12 protein-coding genes are annotated in these 20519 nt (G+C 51.5%); 9 read left to right on the forward strand and 3 right to left on the reverse strand.

The window, feature by feature from the left end:
• Positions 1-121 precede the first annotated feature (121 nt).
• Together IPL17_RS00440 and IPL17_RS00445 are read left to right on the forward strand one after the other, a co-directional pair.
• Positions 122-547 carry a PAS domain S-box protein gene (locus IPL17_RS00440; protein WP_345305097.1) on the forward strand — a complete coding sequence of 142 codons (426 nt, stop codon included), beginning with the start codon at positions 122-124 and terminating at the stop codon, positions 545-547.
• On the forward strand, positions 474-3827 hold the full coding sequence (locus IPL17_RS00445; protein ID WP_345305098.1) for a GAF domain-containing protein: 3354 nt from the start codon (positions 474-476) through the stop codon (positions 3825-3827). Before IPL17_RS00440 ends, IPL17_RS00445 begins: the two co-directional genes overlap by 74 nt.
• Before the next feature lie 71 nt (positions 3828-3898).
• Here IPL17_RS00445 and IPL17_RS00450 read toward each other — a convergent pair whose 3' ends face one another.
• Positions 3899-5422, reverse strand: coding sequence for an aromatic amino acid ammonia-lyase (locus IPL17_RS00450; RefSeq protein WP_345305099.1), 1524 nt, complete (start codon positions 5420-5422; stop codon positions 3899-3901).
• A gap of 125 nt (positions 5423-5547) precedes the next feature.
• On the opposite strand from IPL17_RS00450, the gene IPL17_RS00455 reads away from it, so the two are divergent.
• The 6 genes from IPL17_RS00455 (at position 5548) to IPL17_RS00480 (ending at position 17330) form a co-directional block, all read left to right on the forward strand.
• On the forward strand, positions 5548-5703 hold the full coding sequence (locus IPL17_RS00455) for a hypothetical protein (RefSeq protein WP_345305100.1): 156 nt from the start codon (positions 5548-5550) through the stop codon (positions 5701-5703).
• Between the two features lie 42 nt (positions 5704-5745).
• Positions 5746-9645, forward strand: a complete 3900-nt coding sequence (locus IPL17_RS00460; RefSeq protein ID WP_345305101.1) for a PAS domain S-box protein — start codon at positions 5746-5748, stop codon at positions 9643-9645.
• Between the two features lie 220 nt (positions 9646-9865).
• Positions 9866-13534 carry a PAS domain S-box protein gene (locus IPL17_RS00465; RefSeq protein ID WP_345305102.1) on the forward strand — a complete coding sequence of 1223 codons (3669 nt, stop codon included), beginning with the start codon at positions 9866-9868 and terminating at the stop codon, positions 13532-13534.
• A gap of 623 nt (positions 13535-14157) precedes the next feature.
• Complete coding sequence (locus IPL17_RS00470) at positions 14158-14898, forward strand: PIG-L deacetylase family protein (RefSeq protein ID WP_345305103.1); 741 nt, start codon at positions 14158-14160, stop codon at positions 14896-14898.
• 1 nt (position 14899) lies between these two features.
• A complete protein-coding gene (locus tag IPL17_RS00475; protein WP_345305104.1) occupies positions 14900-16303 on the forward strand; it encodes an MBOAT family O-acyltransferase in 1404 nt (467 codons plus the stop codon).
• Between the two features lie 7 nt (positions 16304-16310).
• A complete protein-coding gene (locus tag IPL17_RS00480) occupies positions 16311-17330 on the forward strand; it encodes a hypothetical protein (protein ID WP_345305105.1) in 1020 nt (339 codons plus the stop codon).
• 7 nt (positions 17331-17337) lie between these two features.
• Here the strand turns inward: IPL17_RS00480 and IPL17_RS00485 are convergent, their stop codons facing one another.
• Together IPL17_RS00485 and nadD are read right to left on the reverse strand one after the other, a co-directional pair.
• Positions 17338-18480 (reverse strand): MFS transporter, encoded by a 1143-nt coding sequence (locus IPL17_RS00485; protein ID WP_345305106.1) that lies wholly within the window; start codon positions 18478-18480, stop codon positions 17338-17340.
• A complete protein-coding gene (gene nadD / locus IPL17_RS00490) occupies positions 18480-19091 on the reverse strand; it encodes a nicotinate-nucleotide adenylyltransferase (protein WP_345305107.1) in 612 nt (203 codons plus the stop codon). The genes IPL17_RS00485 and nadD overlap by 1 nt, the downstream gene beginning before the upstream one ends.
• A gap of 226 nt (positions 19092-19317) precedes the next feature.
• Here nadD and IPL17_RS00495 point away from each other — a divergent pair, with 226 nt between their 5' ends.
• Positions 19318-20484, forward strand: a complete 1167-nt coding sequence (locus tag IPL17_RS00495) for an FAD-binding oxidoreductase (protein ID WP_345305108.1) — start codon at positions 19318-19320, stop codon at positions 20482-20484.
• The last annotated feature ends 35 nt before the right edge of the window (positions 20485-20519 follow it).

A 20519-nucleotide genomic window follows, 5' to 3' on the forward strand; every position in this document is an offset into this window, starting at 1 on the left:
GTAATTTCGCTGAATACTTTAATGGATTTTTTACCATCCTTCGCACAAATGTAGGATAATATAGGCAAGGAACAACCTCAACGAGATCCAATTTAAAACTTCTTACGACTCAATTTCTCTTATGAAAAAAATTACTCCAGCTAAAGAACGGGGGAAAAGACAAGCTGCTTCCAGCCAAGCAGACAATACGTCAAATACACAGCCTGCCAGGGAGTGGAATTTTACCGGCAACCTGATCAACAATATTTGGGACGCATGGATCGTTACAGACCTGGAGTTTAACATCCTGGAGTGGAATAAAGCTGCAGAAAAAATGTACGGGTGGACAAAAGAAGAAGTTTTAAATCGTCCGTTACTGGAGTTTATAAAAACAGAATACCTGACAGAAATAAATACAGAAGCGGCGCTCCAGGAATTAACCGAAAGCGGGCACTGGCAGGGCGAAGTAATTCAGAGATCGAAAGGATGGTTCGTTGTTCACCATTCTGGCTTCGGTCTCCATGGCCAGGGATGCGGAGGGCAGGCCAGTCAGTTTCATCGCCATTAATCGTGACCTGACGGAAAGAAAACTAGCCGAAGAAAACCTGCTGCAATTCAGACAGATCATGGATGAGACCAATGACGCCATTTTCCTGATCGATGCGGAAACCTGTAAGTATGTCGATTTCAATAAGAGCGCGCGGACCATGCTCGGGTACAGCAATGAAGAATTGAGCCAGCTCGGACCAATGGATGTTGCGCGGGAGATCGCCAGCTTCCCTCAATGGCTGGAGTGGGTGAAGGTGATCCGCGAAAAAGGCGGCTGGCTTTACGAAACAGTCTATCAACGCAGGGATAAAACAAATTTCCCTGTGGAAGTCAGTTCAAAGTTGATCAGCCCGGCCGGCAAAGTTATTGTGGCCGTGATCGTGCGCGATATCACCGAACGCAGGTACGCAGAAGAGACTCTGCAAAAAAGCGAGGAACTTTATCGCCTGCTCGCCGAGAATTCTTCTGACGCGGTCTCGTTGATCAACGCAGACGGCAAAGTGCTTTATGTATCGCCTTCATACAATAAAATATTGGGCTTTCCAAGCGAAGACTATTTCGACATTGGGCTGCCTGAGATCATGGAACGGATTCACCCTGAAGACCGCGAACGGATATTACTGGAGATCATGCGCGGCAACGAACTTAAGCTGGCTTCAAGTATTTACTCATACCGGGCCAAGACCAAACAAGGCGGCTATGTTTGGGTGGAAGATGTCTTACGCCGCGAATTCGATGAAAACGGGCTGTTGATCCGAACCATTGTAAATGGACGCGACATCACCGAACGCAAGCGGATGGAAGAAGCGCTGATCCAAAGCAAAAACCAAGCGCAAAAGAACAATATCCTTTTACAGTCGATCATGGAAAGCCCGCAAGGCATCGTCATTTTCGCGCTTGACGTCAACTTTTGTTATATTGCATTCACAGTAACTCATAAAAACACGATGAAGGCGATCTGGGGCGTTGATATTGAGATCGGTATGAATATGCTTAATGCGATCACTGACCCGCTGGACCGCGAAAAGGCAAAAAAGAATTTCGAACGCGTGCTCGACGGGGAACAGATGCTCCTGGTCGAGGAGTATGGCGACCCGCAAAAATATCGCACCTATTACGAAGACCGCTACAGCCCCATACGAAATGAGGATGGTGATATATCCGGGTTGACCGTTTTTGTCACGGATATCACCGAACGCAGACATTTTGAAGAGGAATTAAGCAGACAAAACTCACAGCTTGAATCTGTGCACCAGATCAGCATCGGTCTTACCGCCGAATTAAATCTGGAAAAATTACTCGAGTCCATTACCACACATGCCAGCGAACTTCTAAAAAGTTCCGGCGGCGGCATATATTTGTACCGTGATGACCAGGATAAACTTGAACTGGCTGTCGCCATTGGCACGCAAAAACCCATCGCGGGAAATTTTCTCGAACGCGGTGAAGGGCTATCAGGAAAGGTTTGGGAACTTGGGAAACCGCTGACCGTTGAAGATTACGAAACCTGGGAGGGACGCGCGGCCATTTATAACAGCATATCATTCAAGGCCGTGGTCGGCGCGCCGATCCTGCGGGGTGAAGAATTCCTGGGCGTGCTGACCCTCATGGCTGAACCGCCGAAAAAATTCAGCCAGCACGATGTCGCCTTGTTGGAACTATACGCCGTCCACGCGGCGGTGGCCATCCACAATGCGCGCCTGTATCAGAACGTACAAAGCCGCGTGAATCAGCTGGAGATGTTATACGAAACGAGCAAGACCCTCTCCGGTCAATATGACCTGAACGTACTTCTGCAATCCATCGTGGACAGCGCCCGCAAATTGCTTAGATCATCCACAAGCGGCATGTACCTGGTCTCAAATAACGCGCTCAGGCTGACCAAGGTCACCGAAGTGGGATACCCCGTTGGGGCGTATCTGCGTTTTGGCGAGGGGATGGCGGGACGGGTGGCGCAGACCCGTCTGCCGATCCGCTTGGATGACTACTCAAGTTGGGAAGGTCACGCCTCCATTTACAATGGCATCCCCATCCATGCCGTGATCGAAGTGCCCATGCTTTACAAAGGGGAGTTGATCGGCGTGCTGACCGCGGACGAATCGGGATCCTCAAAACGAAAATTCACAGAAGAGGATGAACACCTGATGACGCTCTTTGCGTCACAGGCGGCCGGCGCAATTCACTCGGCACGCCTGTACAGTGAAACCCGCCGTCGCGCGCAGGAATTTGCCGGGCTCTACGAAACCACACTCGACCTGTCCCTGCAACTGGACCTGTCCACGGTCTTAATCAAGATCATCGAGCGCGCGAAAAAATTACTGGATGCGCTCTGCTCATCGATCAGCCTGTACGATTCAAACCAGGCCAACCTGGAACTGGTTGCCAGTATTGGGCCTGACCTGCCCCCCGGCACACGCCGTCAATTAGGAGATGGATTGGCCGGACGAGTGGCAGAGTCAAGATCGCCGATCATCATTGATGATTATTCAAAATGGGAATTTCGCTCAACGTTATATGAAAAAATCCCATACGGCTCAATGTTAGGTGTTCCCCTGCTTTACAGCGGACATCTTCTGGGCGTGCTGGATGTAGCCGAGATCAAACCATCCTCTCGTGTATTCAACGAAGCGGATATGCGTCTGCTTAGTCTATTCGCCGGACAGGCCGCAAGCGCGATTGAGAATGCAAAATTATTCGACAGCCTGCAAAATTCCCATGAAGAACTCAGCCTGGCGTATGATGCCACGATCGAAGGCTGGTCGCGGGCGATGGATCTGCGTGACAAAGAGACGGAAGGGCACACCCAGCGTTTGGTAAAAAGAACTTTGGAAATCGCTGAAAGAATGGGCATCAATCAGCAGGAACTGATCCATGTCCACCGCGGCGTACTCCTGCACGATATGGGTAAATTAGGCGTTCCCGATCATATCCTGTTAAAACCGGGCGCGCTCAGCGCTGATGAATGGAAGATCATGCGGCAGCATCCAACCCATGCCTATGAAATGCTTTCACTTGTCGAATACTTAAAACCCGCATTGGATATCCCCTACTGCCATCACGAAAAATGGGATGGCAGCGGTTACCCGCGCGGGCTGAAAGAAGAGAACATCCCGCTCGTTGCCCGCCTCTTTGCAGTCGTAGATGTGTGGGACGCGCTGCGTTCAGACCGCCCCTATCGTCCGGCGTGGAGCGTCGAACAGACGCGCGAATATATCATTGAACAATCCGGCAGGCAATTTGATCCGCATGTGGTTGAAATATTCCTGAAGATGCTGGATGAATCTCCAGACCCGCTTTGAAATTTTGGGATATTTAAGTGCCAAGTTTTTCAAAAAAGAGACCAGCCTTATCAGCCGGTCTCTTTTCATTCCTACCCCAAACTTCCTATCGCTTTTTCCACTTCCTCTAAGATCTCGCCTGACTTCACCAACGCCTTCATCTTGTTATGATCGTTATAAAGCGGACGATCCACATGCAGATGATCCACATGCCGGCGGATCACTTCGCGCGCTTTGAGCGACCCCTTGCCGGGTGTGAACTCGCGGAAGTCGAGCGCCTGCGCGGCAGCCATGAATTCGATGCCGAGAATGCCATAGGCGTTATCCAGAATTTGCCCGTTCTTGAGGGCGGTGTTCATGCCCATGGAAACAAAATCCTCCTGGTCCGCGGCGGCGGGGATGGATTGGATCGACGCCGGTGTGGACAGGATCCTTTGCTCGACAATCAAGTGATCGGCTGTGTATTGCGAGAGCATCATGCCGGAATAAAAGCCCGGTTCGTGCGCGAGGAAATCCGGCAGGCCCTGTGACAACGCGGGGTTGGTCAGGCGATTGAGTCTTCGTTCAGACAGAACGCAGACCATCGTGATCGCGATGCCCGCCATATCCATCGGCAGCGCCACCGGCGAGCCCTGGAAGTTCGCGCCTGTCAACGTGAGATTCATCTCAGGCACAAAGATGGGGTTATCGCCGACACCGTTCAATTCAATTTCGACCTGCGCGCGCGCATACGCGACCGCGTCCCGCGCCGCGCCAATGACCTGCGGTGAAGAGCGCATCGAGTAGGCATCCTGCACTTTTGTTTTCATCTTGCCGGTGGTCAGGTCCGAGCCTTCAACCAATTTCGCGATATTTTTCGCGGATGTGATCGCGCCTTTGAATCCGCGCAGCTCATGCAGTTTGGCGTTGTATGGTTTCATGTTCCCAAGCAGGGCTTCGATGGACATCGCCGCGGCGATCTCGGTCTGTTTGATGAATCTTTCCATATCATAAATATGGATCGCGGACATGGCGGTCAACAGATTGGAGCCATTGATCGCGGCCAGGCCGTCTCTTGCCATCAGCCCGGGGACTTCGATCCCGGCCCTGCGCATCGCCTCCGCGCCTGGCAACTGCTCGCCGTTATAAAAGGCTTCGCCCTCCCCCATCAGCAGCAGCGCGGCTTGCGCCATCGGAGCCAGGTCACCGCTCGCGCCGACCGAACCCTTTTGGCAAACCACCGGCGTGACACCCTTGTTCAACATCTCAACATAGGTCAATGTGATCTCGGGACGGCAGCCGGAATTGCCGTGCGCGTGAACGTTGATGCGTCCCGCCAGCGCCGCGCGGACGTGTTCGATGGGCGCCGGGTCGCCGATCCCAGCCGCGTGATTATAGACAAGATATCTTTGAAATTCCAAAACCTGTTGATCACTCAACATCGTTTCGGAGAATTCGCCGATGCCGGTATTGGTGCCATACATGATCTCTTTTTTTGCAAGTTTGTCCTCCAGCATGACGCGGCATATCTTGATGCGCTCCAATGCTTCGGGGGCCAATTCAACTTTCTCGTTATTACGCGCAATGGCAACCAGTTTTTCAACTGTGAGTGAGGAACCGTCGAGGATGATGGTCATATGCTTGTCTCCTTGTTTGGATATGGGGAAATTGTACTCTCTTTCACAGAGTTGGAGAAATGGCAAAAGTCACGTTCCAGCGCGCCCAGGCTGGCGCTACACCCTGAACCCCTCCCCGCTTCATTATGAATGCTGACGAAATTGTTATTTTTGTTATCTTGTTTGGCGGCACTTTATTTGATATGCTACATAATGACAGACTTCCTCTCGGTTCATATCACATGACACGCGGGGAGTTCATCCCAGCCGGTCAACCTCAAGCCCGGCAGCGCCCATTCTAAGAAGACAAAATTCGATCAGGAAGAGTCTTATTGGAGAAAATTATGAACCAAATCCGGAATAGGTCGCGGACAGATCCACCTGAACGGTTTTGGCCGCAGGCAGCCCGTTGGGCTGTGATCGCAATCGCGTATTGGGTTTCAGTACGTGTCGGGCTTTTGTTTGTAGCACAGCCTGAAGGGATCGCTGCTGTTTGGCCGGCGAGCGGACTGGCTTTGGCAATCTTATTGCTCCAACCCAAAAACCAGTGGAACGGAATTCTGGCGGTATTTTTTATCATCAATGCCGCGGGGAATTGGAGCAGCGGGAACACGCTTGCGGTCAGTTTTGGATTTGCACTGGCGAATATCCTGGAACCATTGCTCAGCGCGTGGGTCATCACCTATTTTTGTAAATCGAAAATCAGCTTCACAAAAATCCGCGAAGTATTTACATTATTCGCGGCAGTTATTTGTGTTAATGGCATCACCGGTTTGCTTGGCGCAGCCATCCCCGCGCTGGCATTTGGCGCCCCTTTCATAAATACATGGCAGTTATGGTGGGCATCGGACAGTCTGGGAATGATCCTTGTGACGCCTTTTATTGTCACGACGTTCAACCGTCCGTCCGATATTCGACCTATCGCCCCGCGCAATATCCTTGAAGGTGTTTTACTTCTTTCATTAATCCTGTCTTTTGCCTGGTTGTTATTCGGACCTTTTACCGATGCTGAAAGCCCGCTGCTGCGGAATTATATGGTTTTCCCATTCCTGATCTGGCTGGCGTTCAGGTTCGGAATTCACCGTATGAGCGGCACGCTCATCCTCTTCGCAGGCATTGCGATTGGACACACCTTGCAAGATCACGGCATCTTCGCCATCGCAGGCCAGACCAAATCCCAACAACTAATTTCACTACAACTATTTCTCTTTACCGCCGCTTTTTCAGGTTTGTTATTATGTGTTCTGGTCGCCGAACACATTCAGGGAGCAAAGGACTTAGGTGAAAGCGAAAGAAGATATCGGGAACTGTTCGACAAGGCAATACTTGCGATCTTTCAATCGACCCTGGACGGAAAAGTAATCATTGTCAATCCCGCCTTCGCAAAAATGTTCGGCTACGAATCGCCGCAAGCCGTTTTAGCAAATATTAAAGATATATCGTTGGAACTGTTTGCTGATCCTCACCGCAGGTCGGAGATCATACGCCTGCGGAAAGAAAACCCGCAGTTGAACACCTTTGAAAATCTATACAGCCGAAAAGATGGCAGTACATTCGCGGGCCGTCTGTATATAAGCACGCTCTACAACGCGGACGGTCAGGCAATGGCCTTCGAGGGTTTTATCGAAGACGTAACTGAACGCCAACGTATGGAAGAAGAATTAAGGATGAGCGAGGCAAATTTCAGAAACCTGGCGCAGAGCACGTCGGATGGCATTCTGATCGGCACAGCGAGCGGACGGCATATCTTTGCAAACGAGCATGCCGCCAAGATTCTGGGATACACGCCCGATGAGTTATTACAAACCACGCAACAAGACCTGGCGGACCCGGCAGCCTACCCACTCTTGAAACAGCGGCTGGCTGACCGCCTGACGGGCAAGCCGCTGCCATCCACTTATGAAACGATTCTGCGCCGCAAGGATGGTACGAGCCTTCCAGTCGAAGTCAGCGGAACAAAGACCATCTGGCAGGGGCAAGCCACCGACCTGGTTTTCTTTCGCGATATTACCGAGCGAAAACGGGCAGAGCAAGAACTGCGCCGCAGCGAGGAAAAATACCGCACCATGTTCGAGAATATGGCACAGGGTGTGTTCTATCAACAGGCAGACGGCCAGTTGATCGATGTTAATAATGCCGCGCTAGAAATGTTTGGACTGGACCGGGAAGAATTCCTCGGCAAGACATCTCATGAGCCATATTGGAAAGTCTTTGCAGAAAACGGGGAGGAATTAAAAGCCGCAGATCATCCTTCAATGCGAGCCTTAATTACAGGAAAGGTTGTTCGCAATTCGATCGCCAAAGTATCTAGAAAGCGTCAGGGCGATTTTATGTGGATGAGCATAAATGCCATTCCTCAGTTTAAGCCAAATGAGAGCCAACCCTATCAAGTCTTTGTGACCATCGAAGATATCACCGAGCGCAAACAGCTTGAAGCCATTCAGCAAACCCGGCTGCTGATCAGTCAATCCGCCGACTCACATTCGCTGGATGAAATATTACAAATGACGCTCGACAAAGCCGAAGCATTGACAGGCAGCCAGATCGGATTCGCTCACTTTCTTGAAGCAGACCAAAAGACATTGCTTCTGCAAATGTGGTCGAGCAACACCCTTAAGAATATGTGCAGCGCCACAGGCAAAGGACAACATTATTCAGTGGACAAGGCCGGGGTCTGGGTGGACTGCATCGCGACGCGCGAAGCGGTGATCCACAACGATTACCCAAGCCTCACGCATCGCAAAGGACTACCGACCGGACACGCGCCCATCCAGCGCGAGCTGGTCGTACCTGTTCTGCGGAACGACTCCATCGTCATGATCATGGGCGTCGGGAATAAGCCAACAGATTTTAATGACAATGATGTCCGCGTTGTTGAACAATTGGCGAGCCTGGCATGGGACATTGTTCAGCGCAAGCGGGCGGAAGAGGCTTTGCGCGAAAACATTGAGCTATTCTCGCTCTTTATGCGTTACTCGCCTGTATATACTTTCATAAAAACGGTAACACCCACTGAGAGCCGCGTCCTGCAGGCCAGCGATAATTATCATGAGATGCTCGGCATATCGGGTATGAATATGATCGGCAGGAGCATGGAGGAGTTTTTTCCGCCCGAGCTCGCCGCAAAGATCAATGCCGACGACTGGTCGGTTGTCTCAAAAGGAGTAGTGCTAAAACTGGACGAGGAACTAAACGGCCGCCACTATACCACCATCAAATTCCCGATCAGTCAGGGAAATAAAACCTTATTGGCCGGTTACACGATCGATGTCACGGAACGGGTTCAGGCTGATGGCGCCCTGCGGGATAGTGAACTCTTCGTCAAAGACATACTAAACTCATTGACAGCCCACATTGCCGTGCTGGATGAACGCGGGGTGATCGTGGCGGTCAACGAAGCCTGGAGGAAATTTGCGCAGGAAAATGATTCCGCTGACTCGGCAGACTATCTTGGCGCCAATTATTTGACCGCCTGCGAAGCAGCCACCCGTCAGGGCGATCCGATCTCCCGTCAGGTGGAACAGGCCATTCGCGCGGTCATGACCGGGACCCTCGACCAGTTCATTACTGAATACCCGTGTCATTCGCCGACACAGCAGCGCTGGTTCACGGTCACCATTCTGCCCCAGCATAATTCCCGCCCAGGCACGGTCATCATCCATCAGGAGATCACAGAGCGTAAACGGTCGGAACAATTGCTCGAAGCGGTCAACCTCGCCCTGCAGACCTCGCTCGTCCGCGAGCAGGAACTGGCGCGTATCGATCCGCTGACTGGAATTAACAACCGCCGCTGCCTGCTTGAAAGCGCGGAGCACGAGTTCGAGGTCGCCGCGCGTTATCAGCGCCCGCTCACGGTGCTGATGTTCGATATTGATCATTTCAAAAAAGTAAATGATACCTTCGGCCACGCGGTCGGAGATCAGATGCTTCAACAGGTTACACGCATCGCCGGCAGGGAACTGCGTACCGCGGATATCCTCGGACGCTATGGCGGTGAGGAATTCATCATCCTCCTGCCGATGACAAGGTCAGAGCAGGCTTATGCGCTGGCGGAGCGCATCCGTGAGGGTGTGGCCGCGATCGCATTGCCGACACCCAAAGGAGACGTCTGCGTAACGCTCAGCATCGGTATCGTCGAGATCTCGCCGGCAGAGGCTGTGGAAGATGCATTTCGCCGCGCCGACCAAGCGATGTACGACGCCAAGCAAAAAGGGCGCAACCGCACCGAGATCGGTAAAAAGTGAAAACTGACAGCTCTTCAGTTAGAAGCGGCTGTTGGCAAAGAGGCTAAATTTACCGCGAAGAGCGCAACCTTCGCGACATTTTTTTCTAATTACCCGATACAGTCTATTATACAAATGAGAATTACCGACTTCGATTTCATTGATGCTATACTCGCCATGGATCACATTTTTCAGCCCGCCTGCCCGCAATGTCCATCACGTTTAACCACGGAATAAGATCATGACCATTGAAAAAAATTTTACCCCCCTGCGCACCGCACTCAGATACGTATTATTCGGGTTCCTATGGATATTGCTTTCAGACAGGGCATTGGAATTATTTACCGCGCCAGGTTCGCCCATCCACCTATGGATACAAACCGCCAAAGGCTGGTTATTCGTACTGATCAGCGCCGGCCTGATCCATCTCATGTTGAAAATCGATATCAAATCCCTGGCAACCAGCGAGGAACGCTACCGTGCGATCTTCGATTCATCCCTCGACGCTGTCCTGCTTACCTCGCCCACTGGAGATATCCTTGCTATCAACCCCGCCGGCTGCCGCATGTTCGAACGCACGGAAGAAGAGATCAAGCGGATCGGGCGCAGCGGAATCGTGGATGCATCCGACCCAGGACTCGCTGTGGCGCTGGAGGAACGGAATCGGACGGGAAAATTTGAAGGCGAGTTAATGTTCATTCGCAGGAACGGTGAAAAATTCCCGGCTGATGTTTCCTCCTCTGTTTTCAAGGATAAGGATGGAAATCTCAGGACGAGCATGACCCTGCGTGATATCACGGAACGCAAACGAGCTGAAGAGCTGATCCGTGAAAGTGAACAAAAGCTGCAGGATGTCTTTAACGTAATGGAAGAAGGCATGGCGCTCAATGAATTGATTTTTGATGAAGCAGGCGAGATCATTGACTATCGCATCCTGGAGGTTAACCCGGCCTTTGAACGCATTGCGATGCTGACCCGCGAACAGACCGTTGGGAAAAAAGCCACCGAAGTGTATCAAATGAGTTCCAAGTACATTCATGATTTTTGGAAAATAAATCTGGGTATCAGCCAGTCGATAAAAGTTGAATACCACGTGCCGGAAATCAATAAGTGGAGGCATATTTCCACATCCCAGCCGATCAACAACAAATTCGTGACCGTTTTCTTTGACACCACCGAACAAAAGATGGCCGAGCTTGCACTACAGGAAAGTGAAACCAATCTGCGCGCCATTTGGGAGAATAGCACACAATCCTACATGCTGATCGACCCGGATCGGCGGGTGCGAAAGATGAACCATGTCGCAATTGAGCAGGAGGAGGCAATTTTCGGACGCTCCATGCAGCTTGGCGGCTCGATCTATGATATCGTGCGGCCTGAAGAACGGTCCTGGTTTGATCAGACTTTCGAGAAGGTGCTGGCCGGTGAAATGCTCCATTTCGAGCGCTCTTTTTATAAGGGCAAGGCGCAGCACTGGTATGAATATCGTCTCTCGCCTGTCCGCACTGACAATGGAGTCAACCTGGGGGTGTTCCTGGTCACCACCGACATTACCGAACGCAAGCAGGCGGAGGAAAAGATCCGCGAAAAAGATATGCAATTCAGAAAGCTTTCCGCCAATGTGCCCGATCTGATCTACCAATTTACCCGCAAACCAGATGGAACCTATTATGTTCCGGTCGCCTCGGAAGGGATCAGGAATATTTTCGGATGCACACCTGAAGATGTGGCTGATGATTTTGCTCCGATCGCCAGGGTGATCCATCCTGAAGATTCAGAAAGAGTTATGCATGATATTGAATTCTCTGCAAAGCATTTGACCTTCTTTACCTGTGAGTTCAGGGTGCAGATCCCCGGCAGGGAGGAAAGCCAATGGATCTACTCAAGGTCAACCCCTGAGAAATTGCCTGATGGCAGTGTCACCTGGTATGGATTCAATACGAATATCACCGAACGCAAGCTGGCAGAAGCTGCTGTACGGTCCAGCGAGGAAAGCCTGGCGGAAGCCCAGCGCATGGCCCATATCGGCAGCTGGGAATGGGACATGCGCGCCAATACAGTAACATGGTCAAAGGAAATGTACCGTGTCTTTGACGTCGAACCTGAAGCCTTTGATGGAAAACCGGAATTCCTTCTAACCTTGATCCATCCGGATGATATTGAAAAGTTCACCAACAGCATTAATGACAATTTGGAAGATGGCAGTTCCCCCATCATGGAGTACCGCGTCGTTCACAAAGACGGTTCGATCCGTCATGTACTCGCTGATGGCAGGGTCAAGTTTAACGAAGCCGGGAAACCGATCAAGAGTATCGGCACGGTTCAGGATATTACCGAACGTAAACAGGCCGAAGAAGCGCGGCGGGGTAGCGAGCTGCGTTTCCGCGCCATCAGCGAAAATTCACTGGCGGGCATCTACATCGTCCAAAATGGGAAGCTGTCGTATGTTAACGCGGCTCTGGCTGAAATATTCAAGTATGATCCCGAGGAATTACTTGGCGTAGATGCACTCACATTGATCCATCCAGATGACCGCGCGCTTGTATCAGAAAACATCCGCCGCCGAATTGCAGGCGAGGTCGAATCGCTCCGCTACGAATTCCGCGGTCTATGCAAAAATGGAGAGATCAAAACCATCGAGGCGTTGGGGGTGCGGGTTGACCTTGAAGGTCAGCCGTCGATCATCGGGAATATCTTGGACATCACCGAGCGCAAGCAGGCCGAGGAGTTGATCCGCCAATATACCCATGAACTGGAAAAGCGGGTACAGGAGCGGACAGCGGAAGTACAAGACCTGTATAACAACGCCCCTGCTGGCTATCACTCACTCAACGCACAGGGTGTGATCGTCCAGATCAACCAAACTGAATTAGACTGGCTGGGCTACTCACGTGAAGAACTCGTTGGAGTCAAATCCTTTGGGGAACTATTTACACCAGAGAGTAAAAAAAATTTTGCTGAACAATTCCCCATCTTAATGAAGCGGGGCTGGGTCAAAGACCTGGAATTTGATGTCATCCGCAAAGATGGCAGCATCCTGCCGATCCTGGTGAACGCCACCTCCATCTACGATGAAAGCGGGAACTTCGTCATGACCCGTACCTCTCTGTTCGATATCACCCAGCGCAAACAGGCGGAGCTGGAACTGCAGACCGCCAATATTGCGCTGGAAAAGGCATCCAAATTAAAGGATGAATTCCTCGCGAACATGAGCCATGAACTACGCACGCCGCTGAACGGGATTCTAGGTTTTTCTGAAACGCTCCTGGAAGGAGTGCGCGGCCCTCTGAGTGAAAGACAAAAACAGGCCGTGCAGACGATTCGCGCCAGCGGAGAGCATCTACTGGGTTTGATCAACGATATTTTGGATGTATCCAGGATCGAATTCGGCAACTTCGAGCTTCGCCCCACGCATTTTGATGTGAATGAGGTCTGTCAGTCGAGCCTGATATTTATCAAGCAGCTGGCTGAAAAAAAATCCATCGCTGTGGAATATGAACCTCCCGCGGCATCATCCACGATCTTCGCGGATCCGATGCGCCTGAAACAGGTCCTGGTCAACCTGCTGAATAACGCTGTGAAATTCACCCCGCAACATGGAAAGGTCAAACTTGAAGTGCAGACGGACGCCCGCGAAGGTCTGATGCGTTTTTCCGTCACAGACACAGGCATCGGCATTGATCCTGAAGACTTGAAAAAATTATTCCAACCCTTTGTTCAAGTCGATAGCAGCCTATCGCGTCAATACGAAGGCTCAGGATTGGGGTTGGTGCTGGTCAAGAAAATGGTCAGCATGCATGGCGGGAGCATGGATGTGCAAAGTAAAGCGGGCCCGGCAGTTGTTTTAGTTTTTCCCTGCCATGGCATCCAAAACGGGAAGAGGAACGCAGTCTGCATGACGATCAGATAGAATACGCGGCGCAGGAGAAAACGGCGCCAACGATCCACGCGAAGATCCTGCTCGTCGAAGACAATGAATCCAACATCATGATAACCAGAGATTATCTGGAGAACTGCGGACATCAGGTATTTGAAGCCCGCCACGGTGGTGAAGCGCTGGAAAAAGCGGAGGAAGTTTCACCCGACCTTATATTGATGGATGTCCAAATGCGGGTGGAAAGGGGCCGGAAGCCGCCGGCCGCCAATCCGCGGGTGTCCCTGTGTGTCGGGCGCGGGGTCCCCCCCCTCCCCCGGCGGGGGGGGGGGGGGGGCCGGGGGCGGGGGGGGGGGGGGGGACAGCAAACAAACCCAGCAAAAAGAAAAAAAAGAAACGAAAGGACGGGGTGTGTTTTTGGTGTACCGGTGGGTTTTTTTTTTTCCCCTCTGGCGGCGGGGATCCCGGACCGTTTGTGGGAAGCGGCGGGCTCAACCCAAAACCAGGCTGATGCGTTGGGGAGTTCACGGGGGCTTGCTACAACATGGTTCTGTGTGTTTATGTTAAGGGGGGGGGGGTCTTCTCCTCCTTTGTGAAAGAGAGCCGGGCCAGGCGAGCCCGGCTCTCTCGATTCTACGCTCTGGTGTAAAATCACGGCCATGTCCAATGAAAAAGAATACCTCCCAAAAATCGCAATGTCCATTCAAGCCCACCCTGACGACCAGGATTTTACTGTTGCGGGCACGTTAGCGAAATGGGCCAGGGCGGGATGCAAGGTCATCTCGGTGCTGATCACCAGTGGCGACTCTGGTTCGAATGATGTGACCAAGGGCGCAGAATATAAACCCGTGCTGGCGAAACTGCGCGAAGCGGAACAACTCGCCGCGAACGCCGTGCTTGGCATCAGCGAGACCGTCTTTCTGCATTATCCAGACGGGGAACTCGTCGCGAGTCTGGCACTGCGCAAGGATCTGACCCGCCTGATCCGCATTCACAAACCGGACGTAGTCGTCACAGGCGACCCTTCAGGCTGGTTCTATGGGAACGGATACATCAATCACCCCGATCATCGCGCCGCCGCAGAAGCCGCCGTGTACGCGGTCTTCCCCTCCGCCGGGACAAGGCTGATCTTCACCGACCTGCTTGAAGCGGGGCATGAACCGCATGATGTCAAACGCTTATATATTCACGGCAGCGAAAAATCCGATACGTGGGTGGACATTAAAGATACGCTCGATATAAAAATTGAGGCGCTAAAAAAACATATCAGCCAATCCGACACGCATGATGTGGATAAATGGATGCGCGAATGGGCAATGGAAGAAGGCAAGGAAAAAGAACTCGAGTATGCCGAAGCCTACCGGGTCATGATCCTGAAAAACGAGGAGGAAGATAAGTAGGATGTCCTTCACGAGTTATGACTTTCTGCTTTTCTACCTGATCCTTTTTATTCTGTATTGGGTGATCCGTGAGCGCCGCTGGCAGAATTTGATTCTGCTGGCGGCAAGTTTTGTTTTTTATGCCTGGATGCAGACCTGGTATGCGCTTCTGCTCGGCGCTTCCATCCTCGCGGATTTTTTGCTTGCGCGCGGGATGAGATCAAACCCCATGCGCAAAAAACAATTTATGGGGATGAGCCTGATCGTAAATATAGGGGTGCTCGCTTTTTTTAAATATTTTTCTTTTTTCAGCGGCAGTGTGAATAACGCCCTGGAAGACATCGGGATTCATGCAGACGCTTTTCTACTGGCGATCGTGCTGCCGGTCGGGCTTTCATTTTTCACCCTGAAGAAACTGGGGTATATGATCGATGTTTCGCGCGGCACGCTGCAACCCACGCACTCCCTGGTTGATTTCGCGCTGTATGTTGCCTTCTTCCCGCAGATCGTCGCGGGTCCCATCGAAAGACCGCAAAAATTATTACCCCAGATCGAATCAGCGCGCATTTGGACGGCGGATTATCTTTATGAAGCATGGCCTTTGCTGGTGATGGGATTTTTCAAAAAACTCGTGATCGCGAACAGCATCAAAGTGATCGTGGATCGCATCTTCGGGTTTAGCGAACCAACGGGTTTTTTGCTCATGTGCGGCGCGCTTGGCTTTAGCCTGCAGATCCTGGCGGATTTTTCGGCATACACCGATCTGTCGCGTGGGATCGCCCTATTACTGGGATTTAAGACTTCCGAGAATTTCAATTTGCCCTATACCTCGCTGACCCCGACCGATTTCTGGAACCGCTGGCACATCAGCCTGTCCAACTGGCTTCGGGATTACATCTTCTTCCCCACCCGCCGCGCGCTCATGCAAAGCCGCATCAAACTTAACGAAAGCCTGAGCATATCCATCCCGCCGCTGGCAACTATGTTCATCAGCGGTCTGTGGCATGGCGCTGGCTGGACCTACATATTGTGGGGCGTGTATTACGGTGTGCTGATCGCAGCGTATCAGTGGATCGGCATCCGCGGTGATTGGAAACCAACCTCGAAGATCAAAACCGCTCTTGCGTGGCTGGTCATGTTTGCTTTCATTGTTTTTGGGTGGGCAATGTTCCGCGCGCCCAACATCCATTGGCTGGGTAATGCTTTGTTCAATACTCCATTCATCAATTCACAAAACGATCTGGTATTGGGTTTGATCGCGCTGACCATGACCCTGGCTTATTCGCTGCCCTTGATCATCAAGAGCCTGCTGGATCAGTACTCAAAAGACAGCTGGGGGCAGGCCGCTTATTACGCCATTGCCGCCGCCTTGATCATGATCTACATCAATTCCGCCTCGTCAGATTTTATTTACGTTCAATTCTAGGATCAATATGCGCTTCTTCCTTAAATTCAGCCTGATCCTATCCATCATTCTGGCCGCCAGCTCGATCATGATCCCACGCAGCAGCGGCATGGAATTCCCGCGCGAAGCGGGGCCATCATTGGATAAACAAATGCGCCAGAATTACATTGACATTCTGGTGGAGCAGGAACCGGAGATCGTCCTGATGGGAGATTCCACCCTGGTCAACGGCGTGGATGCGGATCTGCTGGCTCAGCTAACAGATAAATCTGTATACAGCATTGGCATTCCCGGCTCTGCCTCGGCATTGTGGTATCTGATCCTAAAAAATAATATCGCTGAATCGCCGTATAAGCCAAAATACTTATTGATCCTCTTTCGAGACACCATGTTGACCGCGCCCGGCTACCGTGTCCATGGCAGTTATTTTGACCTGGTGGATGAATACGCCGCGCGCCGCGAACCTGAACTCATTCAATATTCTTTTGTCAATTTGATGAATCCGCTTGAACTCGTGGCCGAGCGTTATTTCCCCCTGTATATTGCACGCGCAAGTATCCGCGGCAGTATCGATTCAAGCATCCGTTATTTTGCGCCCCAACTCGCCGGCTGTGACCGCAATTGCACAGACTACGCCATGGGGGATATCTTCAGCGGGGCAGATCTTGAACCCAACGCGCTGGTGGACGCGGTTGCAGCGGCTGAATCCTATCTATACACACCCGATCAACTGGACTTCGACTCCCAGCTGGCGCGGTCTTATCTTCCAATGATGATCGAGATCGCGGCAGAAAACAACATCCAAATGATCTTTGTACGCATCAAAGTAGAATCGGCTGACTCAAGAATCACAAACTCCCCCAAGTTTAAAGGTTATATTAATTCCCTTGGCGATTATCTGGCGAATAAAAAAGTGCAATACCTCGACCATGGTTCAGATCCGCGCCTGACTCACGATCTATTCAGGGATTCGATCCACTTGAACGAACAGGGGCAGGCGGTATTTACTCAATTACTATCAGATGAATTAAAGAATATGATCAAGTAGTCCATTCTCATTTGGCGGGCTCTTTCAATAACAAAGCCAGCGGTGACGCAAGCAACACCATGCCCGTCGTCATGGTTAACACGAAGGGGAAACCGTATACTTCAGCCAGATGACCGCTGAACAACAATCCCAGCGCGCCTGATGAAAAGATGAAGCCAAGCGCAAGTCCGGAGGCGAGCGCCATCCCGCCGGGAATGATACGCTGGGAAAGAACCACCATAATGCTGTGCACCGCGCCGGTAAAGGCTCCAGCCATGGGAATAAGGACAAATAACCACCACGACCATCCGATCAAACTGGCAATATAGATCGGGATGGCAGCCAGGAATAATACTGCCGAGGCAACATAACGCTTTGGATATCGGTCTCCAAAATATCCGCCGAGGATATTTCCCAGCGCGGAACCACCCATGAACAAACCCGCCATACTTCCATAGATCGTTGCACCCTGCCCAAGGTCTTTGATGTACTTGGGGATGAGGTTCACCATATTGGCCTGTGCCCAGGATTGTAAAGTTGCCACCAATGCCAGCACAACAATGAACAGGATCCCGGCCTGCAGGCGGTTGGATCTATTTCCTTGCAGTGATTTGGGGTGAGGATGATTGGCCCGTAATTGATACATTACTGAAAAAGCGATCGGTATGGAAACAACCGGGATAATGAATAGACCCGGTAATTTGTATCTGGTAAGAAGAAGCCCGGTAATGATCGGCCCGATAAAATGACCGAGCTGGCCCGCAGTAAAAAAGATCGATGTGGAGGTTGTCTCGCGTCCCTTTAGCAGGTCACGTCCGCGCAAGGTGGCTTGCACCGCACCAACGGGGTGAAATGCCGAGGAACCCAATGCCGCGATGATCAGGCACGCAAGCCCGGCATCCCCTGGAATGAGCAAAGCCGCAGTGTAGAAAACTGCCATCCACAGCACACCGCCAGCGGCAAGCCAGCGCGGACCGGTACGGTCAGAGATCCAGCCGAAGAATGGCTGGGTCAGCGCAGAGGTCCAGATATAGATCGTGGAGAACAAAGCGATCTGCGATTCACTCAGTCCAAGATAGGTCAACAGGACCGGGCGGCTGGCATTAAATGTATCCACGATAAAATGGCTGAGGGCCACCGATGAAAAAAGAGAATCAAGAATTAATGACATTATTTTTCACGATACAGACGATTTGCCAGGATGTATTCATACACCAATGGATGGACATAATAACGATACTCATCCCCTGCGGCGACACGGCGTCGAATTTCACGCGAAGACAGATTCAACAAGAGCGCATCGATAAAACTGACCTTATCCGTTATCCCGGGGATCTGGGATTCGAGCGCAGCCATGTCGAAGGAGTCACCGGGGCGGCGCATCACGCTAATTTTGGAAACAGCCGCTACAATTTCAGCGGGGAACCGCCAGGTTGGCAGATCGCGAAGAGAGTCTCCGCCAATTAAAAGAAATAGCTCGGCATCTGGTTCGTGTTGAACCAGATATCGAATTGTATTAATGGTGAAGTGCGGGCCGGGGCGGTCTATCTCAAGTCTTGAAAGCTCAAAAGTGGGGTTATCAGAAATCGCACGCTTTAACATCTGAAGGCGATGTTCAAGTGGAGTAATCTCCATTTCCTGTTTATGCGGTGGATCAGGATTAAGCACCCAAAGCAGGCGCGTTAATCCAAATTGGTGAGCGGCTTCACTTGCAAGAATGAGATGCCCAATGTGGGGCGGGTCGAAAGTACCGCCGAAGAATCCGATTTTTGATTTTGGCATTGAGGTAGTATATCGCAATATAACCATGTCGCTGCGAGGCGCTCTTGTTCCTGGCCAAAGCAGCGTCTTCACGACAAACGGATCGCGCACTTGCACCGAGCGCCAGCGCAAGTGTAATCAGAAAAACATAATGATTTTTATGTAAACATTCCCAATGGTATACTGCCCAAAATCTTTAACGCGAATTTTGCGAATGAGCGAATTTCACAAAATCGAAGGAACAACCATGACAAAAAATTTTGATGCGATCGTGATCGGCGCGGGCGTGATCGGCATTAGCACTGCATTCCATCTGGCGCAACGCGGCTTAAAGCCCGTCATTCTGGAACGCAAGGAGATCGGCTATGGAGCCACAGGCAAATCCAGCGGACTTGTGCGGATGCACTACGATCTCGAAGTGGAATCGCGGCTGGCGTGGGAAAGTTTTCAATACTTTCGGAATTGGAGCGAGCGTGTGGGCGGCGAGTGCGGATTCTGCCGAACGGGATTCTTGCATATTGAGACAGCCGATCATGAAGTTCAGTTGCGCAAAAATGTTGAAATGCATCAGAAGATCGGCATCCCTGCCAATGTTATCAGCGGCGGGGATGTAAAAAAACTCGCTCCCCATTTCAAAACAGACGATATTGCGTTCGCGGCCTACGAACCTGAATCAGGGTACGCCGACCCGATGCTGACCGCCAATTCATTATTAACAGCGGCAAAGGATCATGGCGCGATTTATGTACAGGATTGCGAAGTTAGCGGCACACAAACTGCGGGCGGAAAAGTAACTGGCTTGCAAACATCTCGCGGAAATTTTTCCGCGCCGATCATTATCAATGCGGCAGGCGCGTGGGCCGGTAAAGTGAGCGAACTATTCGGGGTCACCATTCCGCTTGGAACATGGACACATGATGTGGTCCACATCCGCCGTCCTGCACAGATCGCAGATCATCTCACCGTCATTGATAATTCGCTCAACATGTACTTTCGGCCTGATTCTGGCAACCTGACATTGGTCGCGCTTGAAGATGACAGCCGCCTCGATGAACCCGCGGAAGAAGATCTGGGCTATGTCGCCAAAGATTTTGTCGAGCGCGCGATCGACCGCATTTGCAAACGCGTCCCTGAGATGGAACAAGGCTCACTGCATTCCTCGCATGTCGGGCGTGATGGCCTGACTCCCGATCAGCGCGCCATTATCGGCGCGGCAGGTCCGCAGGGATATTTCCTCGCGACAGGCTTCAGCGGCACAGGCTTCAAACTCTCCCCCGCTGTCGGCCTGTGCATGAGCGAATTGATCCTGGATGGAAGATCGAAGACCGTTGACATCAGCGGGTTCGACCCCATGCGCTTTGAACGCGGCCAATACCTCAAAGGTGAAAACGAGTACGGCAGTATTTGGAAATAAGGTTTGGGATATATTTAAATAATCAGAGGTTGTTA

This window comes from Candidatus Villigracilis saccharophilus, from assembly GCF_016711665.1.